The organism is Vibrio sp. Vb1554 (assembly GCF_033344235.1).
Genome location: NZ_JAWPOJ010000034.1, coordinates 1 through 16,354 on the forward strand (window position 1 = coordinate 1; position 16,354 = coordinate 16,354).

Below are 16,354 nucleotides of genomic sequence, written 5' to 3' on the forward strand. Positions count from 1 at the left end.
TGGTGATTTCTCCAATTGATTTTCCGGTGTAGCGGTTTCCGACGTCTCGGAAAACCAAGTAGTTCTCTCAAAGTTACTTTTATTAACGGCGCATACCCTGTTTTCTTTAGAGAAAATTTTAGATTTTTTTGAAAATAATTCGTTTGGAGGGGTAATCGTGACAAAGCGGATAAAAAAGCAAAAAACTTTCATTTTTCGCTAAAGCTTCTTTTCGAATTGTCGATACAGGCAGGTTTTGCGTTAAATTCGGGCAAGGCCGTTCATCAGCCAAGCAAGGTCAATGCTAGGTTTGGCGCTTGTTTTGCTTGCGCCAGAATAGAAGTACTGACCTGTTGTAAAATCTGTTGCTTCACCATTTGCGTAGTTTCTTTGGCATAGTCAGTGTCTTGGATACGACTGTTGGAAGCGGCTAAGTTTTCGTGGATGTTATCGAGATTATTGATCGCGTGATTAAAGCGGTTTTGATACGCGCCTAACTCCGCACGACTGCCATCTACCGTTTTCAAAGCATCATCTAAAATGCCGACCGCCATCTGAGCGCCACCGACCGTGCTAATATCAATACTATCTACCGTTCTATTTACGGTGACATACTTGCCAAGTTCTAACTCATCAGCCAGGCCACCACTGAAGGTTGGTCCAGGGTATTTTATGGCGTCCTTGTGGGACATGAGTAACTGCAGTTGCCCCTCTTCATTAACAGACGCTTTCACTTTATCGGTCTGCCCGTTAATGTAAGTCGCGAGTTCTTCTATATCATCGCCAGCTTTAGCTTCAATACGGATCTCCTGCTCTTCAAAATTGTTATCACGGTAGCTGATAACAATTTCATTATTTCCGTTTTGAACCGTCCAATCTGAACTGACTCTTTGATATGAGCTCATTGAAAAGCTACCTAAAGATTCCGGCTGCATGGTCCGCAGGCCAATTTGTACCGCTTCACCAGCCGTTGCACCGATTTGAAAAGACGATGTACCGAATGTGCCGTTCAGCAATTTACGTCCACCAAAAGATGTGGTTTCTGCAATACGACTTAACTCATCATTTAAAGCAGAGACTTCTTCTTGCAGTGCAGTGCGCTCCGCTTTGCTGTTTGAACCATTGGCTGACTGTAGCGACAAATCACGCATACGTTGCATGATATTGGTCACCTCATTCATCGCGCCTTCCGCAGTTTGCATGATGGAAATGCCGTCATTCGCGTTGCGAACCGCAACATCTAAACCACGCATTTGTGATTGCAAGCGGTTGGAAATTTGCAGACCCGCAGCGTCATCCTTTGCGCTATTAATACGCTTCCCTGAAGACAAACGCTCCATGGATTGATTCAGCATATCCGTTGCACTGGTCAAGTGACGCTGTGCGACAAGTGCTGCAACATTGGTATTAACGGTGATCGCCACGAATAAAGAGTCCTAAAATTAAGGCTTTGAGTACTTATCGACCAAGTAACAGAAAAGTTTAGTGTTTTTTGAAAAGAGATTGGAATAGAAATAGAAAACAAAAGCCCTCCAATTGGAGGGCTTAAGAAATAAAGTCTGAGAACTTACTTGATGGCTAGCTCTGCGAGCATTTCTTGTGAAGGAGCGAAGAAGTACGCACCAGTTACCGCTTTTGTGAAACGAAGCATTTGGTCTGTTTTACCATCTGTCACGCCGTACATACTTTCTAGCATCACTTTAATGTTATGAAGTGTATTGCAGTAAGAAATAAACAGCAGGCCATGAGGCCCTGTTACCGTCCCGTATGGTAAGCTGTGGCGAACAATCTTCAAACCTTTACCTTCTTCTTTGATATCAACTCGACCAACGTGTGATGCAGCAGGAACGTCTTCTAGCTCGATAGAGTCTGGCTTGGTACGACCAATCACTTTTTCTTGCGCTTTGACATTCAATCGATTCCAAGCGGCAAGGTTATGTTCAAAGCGCTGAGCCATAACATAACTGCCTCCAGCAAATGGGCCCTCTTTTACTAGAGCCACATCAGCGCGAGCCTCCCCTTTCGGGTTTTCTGTGCCATCAATGAAGTCTGTCATATCACGAGCATCAAGGTAACGGTACCCATATGTTTCGTCCACAATGGTGACATCTTGTGCCGTCTCTTCTAGGAACTTACGCAACACGTAAAAATGCAAGTCGTGACGAGTCGAGTGACAGTGAATCAGCACATCTATGTCTGTTGCTGGAGCAACGATGTCACCTTCGCCAAGTTGAGTAAAATCAATAAGCTCTTCTGGCGCGTCTACATTAAGGTGTTCCCAAAACGATTTTGTGAATGCGATAGAAAGCGTCAGCGCTGCACCCGGCTGGGTAATGTTTAACTCTTCCACCAACTTTGGTAGTGCTTTCAGTTTTTCTAATACGTTTTCACGGTTTTGGTTCACTTTGAGTTGAGTGTACAGTGCAAATGGCCCGGCTTCTGGCACGATCGCCGTTTGAGCTTGTGACATTGAGGTTTCCTCTATTACTTTGCCCCAGAGTGGGAAGTTATTGTTTTTAATTCTTTGAATGCTGCTGTTCATCGTGCGCCAATTGTGGCACTTGAAAACAGTCTTTTACCCATCTTCCATTTAGAAGATAGATCATAAACCAAGCTAATAAGGTAATGGTAAGAGCGTTTGCCCAATTAAACACTCCATGTTCTAGGTACACATGATACATGGTCTGAGCAAGTTGAATACCGCACAAGATCAAAGTGATCTCGCGACCATAGCGAGTAATTCTGTTTACCCATCCTCTGTCGGGATGACGAAGCCCCATTAACCACATAAGAAGCAAACTTGGAATGCCCATCGCCAAACCTAAATACAACGTACTTGAATCTGGGTAAACAATAGCGAGTAGCTTACTGCCACTATCACGACTTACACCAGCCATGGCAAACACCACCCATGAACGCACAAGAAACATCCATCCCACCCATAAAATGATCGGCGCCTTTAAAAATCCATGGGCGTCATATTGGTCAAACGAATAGCGCACAACATCTTCTTCTTTATGTGATAAAAACGTCACTTTAACCTATCGTTTCAGAGTTGCAAGCCAACAAAGATGAGAACTGAAGTTCATTTCAGCACCTTACACAGGTAAACTAAACAAAGATTTACAGCGACGTTGATGAGAAACATGAAAAAAAGAACTCCTGCCACCCCTGTGCCTTCTCAAGAAACTCAAGCCGAAGCGATGAGAATTGCCAAATCCACGCAAAAGCCCGGTCAAACCAAAGAGCAAACCAAGCTCATCGCTCAAGGTATCGAAAAAGGCATCGCGCAATATAAGAAACAACAAAAAGAGCGCAACCGCCAAGCCGATAAAGCGAAGAAAAAACAGCAACGTGAAAAACAACGTCAGCATGAAGAGATTATCGAACAAGACAATATCACCGACGATGCGCCAAACCATTCATCAAGCAAACTGCCTTGGACACTACTTGTCCTGAGCTGGATTGGCTTTGCTGCTTACATAGTATTGGGGAAATAGCTAATGAAACGCCTGTTACTTGGACTTTTTGTCGTGCTTCTAACGGGTTGCACGATGCCATCTCACCTTACTCATGCTCAAAGTCAAGATGTTCATATTCGCATTGACGCGCAATTCGACCCTGAGCGATGCGAATACAAAGGCGAAGTCACCGGAAGTGAAGGCCATTGGTATAACTACATTTTCATGACTAATGACGCGATGATGCAAGGCGCGATGAACGATTTAAAAAACAATGCAGCGGCTATCGATGCGGACACCGTTTTTATGGTTTCCCCACAAGATTTTATCACTTCATTTAGCGTACTGGGTTCCGCCTACCGCTGCAATGGATGAGGCCTGAATATGAAAAAAGCCAGCAATTGCTGGCTTATGCACGAAATCCAAGACTGCTAGCGATATCTCTCTCCCGCTCTAGAACCCATTGGCTATCAAAAGGCCCCCAATCTGAAAGTTGATAATAGCCGTCATTATGACGTCGGCCATCTTGAACGAATATGAGTTCAATGCCGATCCCAGGTAACGCCTTGAGTACATCTTGAATAGTACGACGAGGCCACCCCGTTTTTTCGATCAACTTTGGCACATTCGGCCTTTCTAGGTTTTCCACCAACAAGGCCAAATATAGCCGCCTTGCAAAAACAGGACTCAATTCCATTGACACCTCCTAAAATTGTGCTGATTCATTATTTCGTTTTTGCTCAGCGAGGTGTTGCGTTTGATCAATAACTCGACTTTTCCATTTGATTTAGACGAATTTTTATTCGATTTATAGCGCATTCATCGTAAATAAGTTATGTGACATTAGTTATCTCAATCTATCTGAAAATATTTTCCACCGCATTTTGTCAGTTTGATTGCTTCTTGATAGGATGCTTTAACAGCCCAAATCACTTAAGTGCGTCTTAACCGCGCCAGTGAAAAATAGAACAAAGAAAAAGGAAAGACTATGTCGATTACCATGTTTGGTATTCCCAACTGCGATACGATCAAAAAAGCCAAGAAATGGTTAGAAGCCGAGGATATTGCTTACGACTTCCATGACTACCGTAAGCAAGGCATTGATGCAGAAATGGTAAGTGAATTTTGTCGCGCTTTAGGTTGGGAACAGGTGCTCAATAAACGTGGCACAACCTACCGCCAATTAGCGCAAGAGCAGAAAGACACACTTAACGAGGAAAACGCCATCGCTCTTTTGGTAGAAAACCCTGCGATGATTAAACGCCCAATTTTAAAAGTGAATGATCAACTTCATATCGGTTTTAAAGCTGATCAATACGCTAGCATTTTCAACTCTTAAATAAAGGAATACTCAAGGATGACAAACAGTCCAGTATTGGCACTTGCTAAAGATCTGATCAGTAGACAGTCCGTAACGCCGGAAGACGCAGGTTGTCAGGATTTGATGATCGAGCGCTTAAAAGCACTCGGGTTTGAAATTGAAGTGATGGTATTTGAAGACACCACGAACTTCTGGGCTCGACGTGGTTCAGAAGCGCCGCTATTTGCGTTTGCTGGCCACACCGATGTGGTACCAGCTGGCAAATTGGAACACTGGAATACACATCCGTTTGAACCGACCATTATTGATGGTTACTTGCATGGCCGCGGCGCAGCTGACATGAAAGGGTCGCTCGCCGCTATGGTTGTTGCAGTTGAACGCTTTATCGCCGAAAACCCAGATCACAAAGGCTCAATTGGCTTCTTAATTACGTCGGATGAAGAAGGGCCATTTATCAACGGTACCGTTCGCGTTGTAGAAACGTTGATGGAACGTGGTGAGAACATCGATATGTGTATTGTTGGTGAACCATCCAGCACCGAAGTGGTTGGCGATGTAGTGAAAAATGGACGCCGTGGATCCATCACTGGTGATTTAACGGTAAAAGGAACACAAGGCCACGTGGCCTACCCTCACCTAGCCAGCAATCCAGTGCACGAGTCTCTACTCGCGATTCATGAACTCGCGACGACAGAATGGGACAAAGGGAATGATTACTTCCCACCGACCAGTTTCCAGATCCCGAATGTATCGGCTGGCACTGGTGCGTCTAACGTTATTCCTGGCGAGTTCCATGTTCAGTTCAACCTACGTTTTAGTACTGAGCTTAACAATGACGCAATTGTTCAGCGTGTTACCGAAACATTGGACAAGCATGAGCTGGACTACGACCTAAAATGGACATTCAACGGTGACCCATTCCTGACCGATACGGGCGCACTGCTAGACGCGGTTGTAGCTGCTGTGGCCGAAGTCAATGATACGAAGCCAGCGCTACTTACAACTGGCGGTACTTCTGATGGTCGTTTTATTGCTCGAATGGGAGGTCAAGTCGTAGAGTTAGGTCCTGTTAACGCTACGATTCATAAAGTGAACGAGTGTGTGAAAGTCGACGATCTTGAAAAGTTGACGGACATGTACGAAAACACGTTGAAACACCTATTGGCGAAGTAATCAGCGAGAACACAATGACACCAGAGCAACTCACCGGAATCACTGATTCTCATCTTCAATCCACACTAGTGGGGCAAAAAGCGTTTCTACTCCACCCTGAAGTGGCTGACGATCTGCTAAAGATGATTGAAGCGGCAACAGAAGCAGGTTTCAAAATGGAAATCGCCAGTGGTTTTCGTGACTTTAATCGCCAAAAAGCCATCTGGAACGGGAAGTTTTCTGGTGAGTTGCCAATTCTCGACATCAACTCCCGCCCTTTGAATAAAGCAGAGTTAAATGACAAAGAGAAATTGATGGCCATTTTGCGCTGGTCGGCATTGCCCGGAGGAAGTCGTCATCATTGGGGTTGTGATTTTGATGTCTATGCGCGCAATTTATTGCCTGCTGACACAAAACTCAAGTTGGAACCTTGGGAGTATCTCGAAGGCCACCAGCAGGCGTTCTACCAATGGTTAAAAGCCAACCTTGGTCGGTTCGGTTTCTTCTTTCCTTATCAGCACGATTTAGGTGGCGTTTCGATTGAGCCTTGGCACATTAGTCACCTCGCTGTCGGGCAGCAATGCCTCGAGCAGTTGACGCTTGATGTACTCAGAAGCCAGTTGATTAAACAAAATCAGACCGACAACATTGCAGGGATTGACGTCATACTGAATAATTTGGATAACGTCGTTGCCAAATTTATTCACAATATCACGCCGCCGGAGGCTCTATGATAGAAATACTAACCAATCCTTGGGTCATTATTATTGTAGTGTTGAGCGTGGTCATTGGTAATATTGCCGCACTCAAATATACCGCAAAAATGAAGTTTGGTCAGATGGATAAAAGCCGTAAGAACGATTTAGATAAGCTGAACACATTGGATAAACAGCGCTACGCTGAAGAAGATAAAAACAAAAACGAGCCTCGTTAGTTACTCACCAGCTTCATCTCGACACATTTAATCTAAACATCAAAAAAGGGACCACTAGGTCCCTTTTCTATCATTAAGTAAACACGCCGCGTTAAGCTCGCTTTGTTTACTGCTTCACTGTTGCAGCCAATACAGGCGCTAGTGATTTCAAAAACTCTTCTTCTACTGGCTTGCCAGAGGAGTCGGTGATATTGATAGACGTACGGTTGCCTAAATCACCAAGTAAGAATGTGTACTTACCAGCGGCTAACTCCACTGGTTTAACGCCGATATCGTTCCAGAATTCATCATCCGGAGATGCATATTTCGCAGTGATTGTGCCCTGAGACTGGCTACGCTCTTCAATCTTAAAGCCCATCTTAGGTAGAATATTAGGCAGACGTTGCCAAAGCATGTTGTATTGCGCACGCGCGATAATCACAGGAAGTCCGCTGCGGTCTTTACCCATTGTGATTGGGATCTGTTTAACCAACTCTTGCGCTTTACGCTGTGCTTCTTCACGCACTTCTTGATCGTAGCGAGCGGTGACCAAGTTCGTCATGAACACATTGTAGCGCTCACGGTTGGTCGCCGTTACTTCTTTCACTTGATTGCCTTCACGCCAGTCAATAATGCTCACCTTAAAGCCGTGTCGACCATTTGCTTCAGCGCGTACGATTTCATATCGGCTGCCAATTTCTAGCTCTTCATCTGGCGAATCCCAAGTCACCCATCCTGTCTCGATGCGAGAGTCTGTTTGGCTTTCAACTGGAATCTCGTTGGCCGCGACCATGTTTTGCACCGTTTGCCAAACTTTATCTAGTTCATCTTTACGAAGTAGCCAAAGTGTCACTTCACCATCACTACTGCGGTCCAAACGTGCACCGGGAATAAGCTCTAGGACTTGTTGAGGTGGACGAATGTCGACATCTTTACCGACACCACCAGCGTAGTTACCCTGAGGGATCTCGTAGTTAGGGTAAAACTGAGGCTGTGCACCCTGTGGGACATTCCACTCACCCAAATTGGGGGAGTTCAAATACTCGAAGTCATCTTTTGCTTGACGACGTTGATTGGCACCACCTGAACAGGCAGTCAATACGAATACAGCTAATGAACTTAACACTAACTGGCTTGAAAGCTTCATCTATACTCCTAAAACACCGAGGGCGCTTTGGCCCCCAGTATGAACTTCAATCCTAGTAACTCAATCTTAATAGCTCAATCTTAATAAATATGGGCGTCTGTTAGCGCCTGCTCGACGATCGGCTGCGATTTTTCAGAAAGCGTAGTTAAAGGAAGACGCAAACCACCTTCTTCAATCAAACCAAGCTTTTGCGCTGCCCATTTTACTGGGATAGGGCTTGCTTCGATGAAAAGGTTTTTGTGTAGAGTCATCAAGCGTTGGTTAATCGCTTCTGCTTCTTCGTACTTACCTTCACTTGCCAAATGGAACATGTCTGCCATGTCTTTAGCTGCAATATTGTTCGTTACCGAGATAACACCATTGCCGCCAAGTTTCACAAAATCCAGCCCTGTCGCATCATCGCCACTTAGTAAGATAAAATCTTCGCCACAAAGTTCACGATGAATTGCAATTCGTTCCAAATCGCCCGTTGCATCTTTTAGAGCCACGATATTATCAAGCTTTGACAAGCGTGCCACTGTTTCTGGCTGCATATCAACAGCAGTACGGCCTGGTACGTTGTACAAAATTAGAGGCACATCACTCGCTTCGGCAATTGCCTTGTAATGTAGAAACAAACCCTCTTGAGTTGGTTTGTTGTAATACGGTGTCACACTCAGGAAGCCAGCAATACCAGAATCAGCCAGTAATTTGCTAAATGTTACTGCCTCATGGGTAGCATTTGCACCCGTGCCAGCAATCACAGGGATGCGACCGTCGGCAAACTCAACAGTTTTATTAACGACCTTTACATGCTCTTCAATGGTCAGTGTCGCTGACTCACCTGTTGTGCCTACTGCCACAATACCGTCTGTACCCGCTTCAACGTGGTACTCTACTAGCTTTTGCAGACCATCAAAGTCTACTTCGCCATCTGCTTTGAATGGCGTAATCAGCGCTACGATACTTCCTGAAAACATGTTTATCTCCCTCATTTAACTCTTTCTGCATGGTACTGTAATGCGATTGAAAAACACAAGAGCGTAAACTCGCTTACAAAGTACAAATGAATGAATAATTACCAGTTGTTAGAGGTCTAGCAACTTAATTGCTCTATTTGGTTTGATTAACGGCAATATTGATAATCGTGTTGGGCTTTCGAGTGACTTTAGAATCTATCAGTGATTTGGAAAATACTGAAGAGCACAAGCAAGGAAAATATACTCTTTGGTCTTGTTAGCCAAGTCAGATCTAAGTGAATAAAACGGCCAGACAATAGGCAAGCACATCATGCAAACGTTTTGTTTATCCTGTAGCCTGCATTTACTGTTTATTTCCCACCGCTCCCCTCAACATCCTCCTGCTTTTTATAGACTAAAAAAGAACTGGCTCGATATTTCTTCGCAATATCTGTGCTAACATCTCTCTATTGAAGAAAGGACAAGAAGCTCATTTATGAAGCAACATCTGGTACTTACAGCAGTTGGAACGGACCGTCCAGGCATTTGTAACCAAGTCGTACAGCTCGTTACTCAAGCTGGTTGTAACATAGTCGATAGCCGTATCGCTATCTTTGGCAGCGAATTTACGCTGATCATGCTCCTGACTGGGAACGCCAGCAGCGTGACTCGAGTTGAAACGCAATTGCCCCTGCTTGGCCAAGAACATGACCTTATTACGATCATGAAACGCACAGCGGCGCACGAACTGCTCGATAACAGCTACACCATGGAAGTGTTTATTGAGTCTGAAGACCGCCCTGGGTTAACTGAAAAATTTACTAAGTTCTTCGCTGATCAGCAGATTGGTTTAGACTCTCTTAGTGCGCAAACCATCAGCAAGTCGAAAATTCAACTCGATTCTGACCAGTTTCACATTGCGATTACTGCATCTGTAAGCGCGGATTTTAATTTGATGCAGTTACAAGAAGACTTCGATGAACTTTGTAAGTCGCTCAACGTACAAGGTTCTCTGAATTTCATTAAAAACACACTATAAAGTAAAGGAAATCAAAATGAATACGCTGACAGCAGGCTCGCCAGCGCCAGCCTTCTCTTTGCTCGACCAAGACGGAAATACCGTTTCTCTTGAAGACTTTAAAGGCAAGAAAGTACTTTTCTACTTTTACCCTAAGGCGATGACGCCGGGTTGTACTACACAAGCAAAAGGCCTTCGTGACATCAAAGCTGAACTCGATGCACATAACGTGGTAGTACTCGGCGTAAGCATCGACCCTGTAAAGCGCCTAGGCAAGTTCATCGAGCGCGATGATTTAAACTTCACTCTGCTTTCTGATGAAGACCATGCCGTTGCAGACCAGTTCGGCGTTTGGGGCGAAAAGAAATTCATGGGCAAAGTATACGACGGTCTTCACCGCATTAGCTTTCTGATCAATGAAGAAGGCGTGATCGAACACGTGTTTAACAAGTTCAAAACCAAAGATCACCACGAAGTCGTATTAAACTACTTAAACGAAAACGCTTAAACGCTATTGTTTTTCTACAAACAAAAAGCCCAGCAAACTGCTGGGCTTTCTTTTAACTATCGTACCTTTGGTAACAACTACTCTTGTTCGATAGGTTCGTTTTCTTCCGTGCTTGGTAATGCATGCCATACGGCTTTGACTAATGTCGCTAAAGGAATGGCAAAGAACACCCCCCAAAAACCCCAGAGCCCACCAAAGACTAATACAGCCACAATGATAGCAACTGGGTGTAAGTTTACTGCCTCGGAAAACAGAACAGGAACCAAGACGTTACCATCAAGCGCCTGGATAATACCGTAAGCAAGCAACAACCAATAAAACGGAGGCGTTAAACCCCATTGGAACAAACCAACGATAGCAACAGGTACAGTAACAGCCGCCGCACCGATATAAGGAATCAAAACCGATAGACCAACGGCTACGGCAAGCAACGCCGAGTAACGAAGATCTAAAAGGGCAAAAGTTACGTAGCTCACACCGCCCACGATTAAAATCTCTAACACTTTACCGCGAATGTAATTTGATATCTGCTCGTTCATTTCATGCCAAACTTTATTCGCCAATTTACGGTTTTTCGGCAGAATACCGCTTGCGATTCGCAGCATTTCTTCTTTGTCTTTAAGCAAAAAGAAGATAAGGAGTGGCACTAAGATCAAATATACCGCTAGCGTTGCAATGCTAACTAATGAAGCAAGCGACCCTTTGACGACACTTTCACCCAGCCCCAGTGCTTGGTTTTTGGCGTTCGTCACCACGGTTTCTACTATTTCTAAATTGGCTAGTTCAGGATGGCGCTCTGGCAATGTGACAATAAACTTTTGTAGCCCGTTGTACATGTTCGGAATATCGTTAATTAGATTACCGACCTGAGTCCAAATCGTCGGAACCAAGCCAAACAACGCAATTAACATTAACCCGACAAAGACCAAGATCACGATAATAACCGACAAAGTGCGCGGCACGCCCATACGACACATTTTGACAACTGGCCATTCAAGTAGATAAGCCAAAACGATCGCGACAAGTAATGGCGCAATCAAGTGTCCAAAGAAGTAAATGGTGATAAAGCCAAACAGCAAGATCGCGACGAGACTTACTGCGTGAGGGTCAGAGAAACGTCGTTTATACCAACGACTAACCATTTCAAACATCTTATGCGGATTCCTTATTGAAGACAGTCAATGTGTAGTGCTCTGATGTAGATTGGCAATCAACCGAGTACCCTTGGGCACTAAGATAGTTCACAATGTCTCGTTTAGAGCTGTTGTCCACCACTTGAATGACAAGTTGATGATACTGCTTTGCTTCTCCTTGAAAGACCTCAGCAGCATGACGCTTTGCAAGTAACAGTGCCATAGGACAACGTTGCTCACGCAAATCAAGTAACATGGATTCCATTGTATTGCTCTGCACTTATGATAGGGTTGTATTGTAACGGCTTTTTGAGCTGGTGCTAGCACTTCTGACATGATTTAACCACATGCTGAAATAGCTCGGATATAAAATAATTTACGAAACCAATTCATTTATTTCCGGTCTTACTGTTAGCTTATATCCTCACGGATAACCAAAACGTATGTGGCGCTGTTAATAGGCTCTCGACCTGTAACCACATGCTTATGTATTTTGGAGAACCTTGTAAACGTATGTTAAAACGCACTCGCTCGCTAGTTTGCTTATGTCTTGCTGCTGCCATCAGTTCGCCGACAACTTATGCCAATAGCATTGACTTGCCAGACATTGGCACAGCTGCTGGTGGCACGCTTTCAATAGACCAAGAGTTGATTTATGGCGACGCCTATATGCGTATGCTCAGAGCCAGTAAACCTATCGTTAATGACCCTGTCATCAATGAATATATTGACTCTCTTGGGCACAAATTAGTGGCCAATGCGAATGATGTAAAAACGCCGTTCCACTTCTTTATGATTCGCGACCGTAATATCAACGCATTCGCGTTTTTTGGTGGCTATGTAGCGCTGCATTCTGGGTTGTTTCTTCATGCTCGTTCAGAAAGTGAGCTGGCCTCTGTTGTCGCTCACGAGATAGCGCACGTCACACAACGTCACCTTGCTCGGAGTATGGAAGAACAAGCGCGTCGCTCTCCGGCCACATTAGCCGCACTTGCGGGGGCACTACTACTTTCAATTGCCTCACCCGAAGCGGGGATGGCTGCAATTACAGCAGCAACCGCGGGCAACATGCAAAGTCAAATCAACTACACTCGTGCAAACGAAAAAGAAGCGGATCGCTTTGGTATTTCGACACTAGCAAAAGCCGGCTTTGATGTTCAAGCAATGCCAAGGTTTTTTGGCCGTCTTGCTGATGAGTATCGTTATGCGAGTAAACCGCCACCAATGCTCCTGACTCACCCTTTGCCTGAAGATCGAATTACCGATAGCCGTGCGCGAGCAAGAACCTATCCTCCAATGCGTGTTGTGCCTTCAATAGACTATCATCTAGCTCGCGCGCGCATTGTGGCTCGTTACGCTGGCATTGATGGACAAGCCGCCCTGAGCTGGTTTGAGAGAACCCAAAAGAAAGCCTCTGCGGACATTACACCTGCTTTTGATTATGGTCGAGCACTCGTGCATTTAGACAATAAACGCTTATCTCAAGCGGAACCAATTTTGAAAAAGTTACTGGAACAAGACCCAAGTAACCCGTTTTACTTGGACGCTATGACGGATTTATACATCGAGAAGAAGCAGCCAGAAAAAGCAACCGAGATGCTCCGCAAAGCGTTATCTCGTAACCCTCAAAATAAAGTATTGACCATTAACTACGCCAATGCGCTACTTGAGGACAATAAAAACGATCAAGCCACGCGAGTTCTTCAAAGATACACTCATGACTATCCTGAAGATACAAATGGCTGGCACCTAATATCGAAGAGCTACCACGCGCTGGGGCGTAGCGATGAAGAGTTGGCTGCTCGAGCAGAAATTTTGGCATTGCGAGCAAATTGGAATAAAGCGATTCAATATTATAGTGAAGCAAGTAAAATGGCCAAGTTGGGCAGCTTAGAGCAAGCGCGATACGATGCCCGTATCGACCAACTCATGATCCAAAGAGATCGATTCATGGCATTACAATAACGAAATGGAGAAAACCATGTCAGTCGTGATTTATCACAACCCTCGTTGCTCAAAGAGCCGTCAAACACTTGAACTGCTTGAGCAAAATGGTGTTACACCGGAAGTCGTCAAATACCTAGACACACCACTTAACGTGGATGAACTAAAAGCGCTGTACGCCCAGCTTGGCTTTTCATCTGTACGTGAAATGATGCGCACTAAAGAAAGTGAATATAAAGAGCTTGGCTTAGGCGAAGACTCCGTCAGCGATGAGCAATTATTCGAAGCAATGGCGAAAAATCCAAAGTTGTTTGAGCGTCCGGTTGTCGTTGCTAACGGCAAAGCAAAAATTGGTCGCCCACCAGAGCAAGTGTTGGATATTTTATAAATGGATTGCCAGATCCTTATTTTGTATTTCAGCCGTCATGGCTCGACAAAACAACTGGCAAGACAAATAGCAAGAGGAGTCGAATCGACTCCTCAATGCCAAGCAATTTTGCGTACAGTTGAAGAATTGTCACCTCACTCACACTCCCCTTCTGATCCAATTGTTACTCTAGAGGAACTAAAAACGTGCGACGGTCTAGCGTTTGGCAGTCCCGTCTGGTTTGGCAACATGGCTGCGCCTTTAAAGCACTTCTGGGATCAGACTACATCTTTATGGGTCAGTGGTGACTTAATCGATAAGCCTGCTTGTGTCTTTACCTCTTCGTCCTCGATGCATGGTGGTCAAGAAACAACGTTACAAAGCATGATGACCCCTTTATTGCATCACGGGATGATGGTTTTGGGCATTCCTTATTCCGAGCCAGAGTTACACACTACGCAGTCCGGAGGCACTCCGTATGGCGCCAGCAGTGTAGGCCATGAGGCAACCCTAAGCAGTGAAGAGATTCGCCTGGCACAACAATTAGGCAAAAGGCTGGCAACTGCAGCGTTAAAACTAAAAGTCTGTTAGTAAAATCAAGGATAGTTAATCGATGTCTGACTCTTTAGACCAAACACCACTCGGTACACAGGCTAAAACCTATCGTTACCTGGCTTTATTTGGCAACTTAGCCTTATTAGCCTGGGTCGCTATTTGGCAGCTTGCGTTATCCCCTCATCCCCACCTCAGCAGCACAACACTTGCTATTGCTTGGTGTATTCCGCTACTACTTCCGTTGCCTGGTATTTTAGCTGGTAAGCCTTACACTCATGCTTGGGCTAACTTTGTTCTTATGCTGTATTTCTTGCATGCGCTGACCATCCTTTATGTGGATGGGGGTGAACGCTGGCTTGCGGCAGTGGAACTGATACTGACTTCACTCGGTTTCGCTGGCAATATTTTGTTTGCTAGAGCGAGAGGCAAAGAGCTAGGTCTTAAGTTGAAACGCCTCTCTCAAGTAGAAAAAGAAGAAAAAGCGAAATTCAATAAATAACGCCAATTGCAGTCAATCACTGATCATTGGTTCGAATACGAATTTAGAAAACAAAAAGAGTCGCTATTGCGACTCTTTTTTATGCTTACCACATTGGTCTTTGATCCTTGCGTTTCACGCCTGGAACGCTACCAAGGAGATTACGATGCCGAGCGCCACTCGTAGATCAAGTCATACTGTTCTCGGGCAGGCTCCACAATCATCGGCTGAGTTGGCTGTGTTTCGTCACTTGCTTCTGCCACAATATCTACTGGTACTTCAGGCTGCGCTTCTTTTGGCGTCGCGGCGTCTTTTGCTTCATTACTCTGAACCAATGGCTCTTCTTCTTGAGTTGAAGCTGGGGCATCAACTTCACCTAAAGGATCTTCAAAAACCATTAATTGAGAAATAGAAGAAGCTTCTTTCTCAAAAGCTTGTTGTGATGCCAAAAGGTGGATGTTGAGCGTTAACTCGTCCCCTTGAACACGCTTAATCTCTGTACCCGCAACCGAATTAAGTTGTTTTAACGCATTCTCTAAACGGAAGAAGTCCGTGGCAGAGGTTACATTAAGGACTTTCACTGCTAGCGCTTTTGAAGACTTTCCTGAAACCACAACTGCACTCTTACTTGCATAGTAGTCTGCGATGCCATCCACCATTTCTGCAATAGCATTAGCACCTGATACAGACCCGCTACGCGGAGAACGTTGCGCTTCTACAATTCTCGTTGGCGACTGGTCGTAGAGTGTCCAACGAATTTGTTCACCTTGAGCCCGTACAACCAAAACGGCGTCAGCTGGGTAGCGCTGGCTAGCTTGACCAATTGGCTCAATAAAGCCGCCCCAAAGATCAGAGACATTAACACCGGTTACATCATCAAAATCCCCAACCGGGATAGTGATTGGTAGGCCTCTTAATTTCGCTGCGCTACGAAGTGCTGCAACATTTGAAGATTCAGAATGTTCCCACGCAATGTTACGATCGTAACCCTGTTCTTCAACCATCCAAACTAAAATATTGGCACGATTTGGCGACCAAGATGGCAATTGTGCTTGTGTTAAAAGAGAGCTGATTTGGTCGTTGTTAAACAACATTTTTAAGCTCGCTTTTCCATCAACCTGCCCATAGCTTAGTTGAGAAATGTAACGCGCACTTGAGCTAAGTGCCTTTTTAATCACTGGATTGCTTAAAGAGGATTGAGAACCGGTCGCTCGAACAATCACATCCTGCATACCTTGTTGACGAGCCAAAGACTCACCGTCGTTCTGCTCACTGTCGATAACCACTTCGGCACGATAGATATCCACCTGAGTTAATGCATATACTGGTAGGGACAACCAACCTATCAGTAAGAGAGCTAAATAGCGCATAGTTTTTATAATCCTCTGAACAAGAACCCGAATAATAAGCAACTATCAAATCTTGAGCAAGGCAAGTACT

General features: G+C 44.8%; 21 protein-coding genes. 12 read left to right on the forward strand and 9 right to left on the reverse strand.

The window, feature by feature from the left end; genetic code table 11:
* Nucleotides 1-263 precede the first annotated feature (263 nt).
* From R8N28_RS20445 to R8N28_RS20455, 3 genes are all read right to left on the reverse strand, one after another.
* Entirely contained in the window at nt 264-1,403 is a 1,140-nt protein-coding gene (locus tag R8N28_RS20445; protein ID WP_005380443.1) for a flagellin, read from the reverse strand.
* Between the two features lie 143 nt (nt 1,404-1,546).
* Complete coding sequence (locus R8N28_RS20450; RefSeq protein WP_025768264.1) at nt 1,547-2,449, reverse strand: Dyp-type peroxidase; 903 nt, start codon at nt 2,447-2,449, stop codon at nt 1,547-1,549.
* A gap of 46 nt (nt 2,450-2,495) precedes the next feature.
* A complete protein-coding gene (locus R8N28_RS20455) occupies nt 2,496-2,981 on the reverse strand; it encodes a DUF2919 domain-containing protein (RefSeq protein WP_031779045.1) in 486 nt (161 codons plus the stop codon).
* 144 nt (nt 2,982-3,125) lie between these two features.
* On the opposite strand from R8N28_RS20455, the gene R8N28_RS20460 reads away from it, so the two are divergent.
* Both R8N28_RS20460 and R8N28_RS20465 read left to right on the forward strand, forming a co-directional pair.
* Nucleotides 3,126-3,479 carry a DUF2956 domain-containing protein gene (locus tag R8N28_RS20460; RefSeq protein ID WP_005380437.1) on the forward strand — a complete coding sequence of 118 codons (354 nt, stop codon included), beginning with the start codon at nt 3,126-3,128 and terminating at the stop codon, nt 3,477-3,479.
* 3 nt (nt 3,480-3,482) lie between these two features.
* Nucleotides 3,483-3,815 (forward strand): DUF4156 domain-containing protein, encoded by a 333-nt coding sequence (locus tag R8N28_RS20465; protein ID WP_005380435.1) that lies wholly within the window; start codon nt 3,483-3,485, stop codon nt 3,813-3,815.
* A 34-nt stretch (nt 3,816-3,849) separates the two neighbouring features.
* Here the strand turns inward: R8N28_RS20465 and R8N28_RS20470 are convergent, their stop codons facing one another.
* Complete coding sequence (locus tag R8N28_RS20470) at nt 3,850-4,137, reverse strand: winged helix-turn-helix domain-containing protein (protein WP_005380433.1); 288 nt, start codon at nt 4,135-4,137, stop codon at nt 3,850-3,852.
* Nucleotides 4,138-4,428: 291 nt separating this feature from the next.
* Here R8N28_RS20470 and R8N28_RS20475 point away from each other — a divergent pair, with 291 nt between their 5' ends.
* Genes R8N28_RS20475 through R8N28_RS20490 form a run of 4 tightly spaced genes read left to right on the forward strand, consistent with a single transcriptional unit; the run spans nt 4,429 to nt 6,847 of the window.
* Nucleotides 4,429-4,779 carry an ArsC family reductase gene (locus R8N28_RS20475; RefSeq protein WP_005380431.1) on the forward strand — a complete coding sequence of 117 codons (351 nt, stop codon included), beginning with the start codon at nt 4,429-4,431 and terminating at the stop codon, nt 4,777-4,779.
* Between the two features lie 18 nt (nt 4,780-4,797).
* Complete coding sequence (gene dapE / locus R8N28_RS20480) at nt 4,798-5,934, forward strand: succinyl-diaminopimelate desuccinylase (RefSeq protein WP_065274751.1); 1,137 nt, start codon at nt 4,798-4,800, stop codon at nt 5,932-5,934.
* Between the two features lie 14 nt (nt 5,935-5,948).
* Entirely contained in the window at nt 5,949-6,647 is a 699-nt protein-coding gene (locus tag R8N28_RS20485) for a M15 family metallopeptidase (RefSeq protein WP_065274752.1), read from the forward strand.
* The gene (locus R8N28_RS20490; RefSeq protein WP_005380425.1) at nt 6,644-6,847 is read left to right on the forward strand and encodes a DUF2897 family protein; all 204 of its coding nucleotides are present in this window, start codon (nt 6,644-6,646) and stop codon (nt 6,845-6,847) included. The genes R8N28_RS20485 and R8N28_RS20490 overlap by 4 nt, the downstream gene beginning before the upstream one ends.
* Before the next feature lie 106 nt (nt 6,848-6,953).
* On the opposite strand, the gene bamC is transcribed toward R8N28_RS20490, so the two are convergent.
* Nucleotides 6,954-7,973 carry an outer membrane protein assembly factor BamC gene (gene bamC / locus R8N28_RS20495; RefSeq protein WP_065274753.1) on the reverse strand — a complete coding sequence of 340 codons (1,020 nt, stop codon included), beginning with the start codon at nt 7,971-7,973 and terminating at the stop codon, nt 6,954-6,956.
* 80 nt (nt 7,974-8,053) lie between these two features.
* Entirely contained in the window at nt 8,054-8,932 is an 879-nt protein-coding gene (dapA, locus tag R8N28_RS20500) for a 4-hydroxy-tetrahydrodipicolinate synthase (RefSeq protein WP_005380422.1), read from the reverse strand.
* A gap of 475 nt (nt 8,933-9,407) precedes the next feature.
* On the opposite strand from dapA, the gene R8N28_RS20505 reads away from it, so the two are divergent.
* Both R8N28_RS20505 and bcp read left to right on the forward strand, forming a co-directional pair.
* Complete coding sequence (locus R8N28_RS20505; protein WP_005380420.1) at nt 9,408-9,950, forward strand: glycine cleavage system protein R; 543 nt, start codon at nt 9,408-9,410, stop codon at nt 9,948-9,950.
* Nucleotides 9,951-9,966: 16 nt separating this feature from the next.
* Entirely contained in the window at nt 9,967-10,437 is a 471-nt protein-coding gene (gene bcp, locus R8N28_RS20510) for a thioredoxin-dependent thiol peroxidase (protein ID WP_005380418.1), read from the forward strand.
* Between the two features lie 77 nt (nt 10,438-10,514).
* On the opposite strand, the gene R8N28_RS20515 is transcribed toward bcp, so the two are convergent.
* Nucleotides 10,515-11,588 (reverse strand): AI-2E family transporter, encoded by a 1,074-nt coding sequence (locus tag R8N28_RS20515; RefSeq protein WP_053306710.1) that lies wholly within the window; start codon nt 11,586-11,588, stop codon nt 10,515-10,517.
* Between the two features lies 1 nt (nt 11,589).
* Nucleotides 11,590-11,826: a sulfurtransferase TusA family protein gene (locus R8N28_RS20520; RefSeq protein ID WP_005380414.1), complete on the reverse strand. Its 237-nt coding sequence runs from the start codon at nt 11,824-11,826 to the stop codon at nt 11,590-11,592.
* 257 nt (nt 11,827-12,083) lie between these two features.
* On the opposite strand from R8N28_RS20520, the gene R8N28_RS20525 reads away from it, so the two are divergent.
* Genes R8N28_RS20525 through R8N28_RS20540 form a run of 4 tightly spaced genes read left to right on the forward strand, consistent with a single transcriptional unit; the run spans nt 12,084 to nt 14,935 of the window.
* The gene (locus R8N28_RS20525) at nt 12,084-13,535 is read left to right on the forward strand and encodes a tetratricopeptide repeat protein (RefSeq protein ID WP_005394337.1); all 1,452 of its coding nucleotides are present in this window, start codon (nt 12,084-12,086) and stop codon (nt 13,533-13,535) included.
* Between the two features lie 16 nt (nt 13,536-13,551).
* The gene (arsC, locus tag R8N28_RS20530) at nt 13,552-13,902 is read left to right on the forward strand and encodes an arsenate reductase (glutaredoxin) (RefSeq protein ID WP_005380410.1); all 351 of its coding nucleotides are present in this window, start codon (nt 13,552-13,554) and stop codon (nt 13,900-13,902) included.
* Nucleotides 13,903-14,472: an NAD(P)H:quinone oxidoreductase gene (wrbA, locus tag R8N28_RS20535; protein WP_005380409.1), complete on the forward strand. Its 570-nt coding sequence runs from the start codon at nt 13,903-13,905 to the stop codon at nt 14,470-14,472.
* 22 nt (nt 14,473-14,494) lie between these two features.
* The gene (locus tag R8N28_RS20540; protein WP_005380407.1) at nt 14,495-14,935 is read left to right on the forward strand and encodes a DUF2069 domain-containing protein; all 441 of its coding nucleotides are present in this window, start codon (nt 14,495-14,497) and stop codon (nt 14,933-14,935) included.
* A gap of 140 nt (nt 14,936-15,075) precedes the next feature.
* Here R8N28_RS20540 and R8N28_RS20545 read toward each other — a convergent pair whose 3' ends face one another.
* Entirely contained in the window at nt 15,076-16,284 is a 1,209-nt protein-coding gene (locus tag R8N28_RS20545) for a DUF2066 domain-containing protein (protein WP_005380405.1), read from the reverse strand.
* Nucleotides 16,285-16,354: the final 70 nt, after the last annotated feature.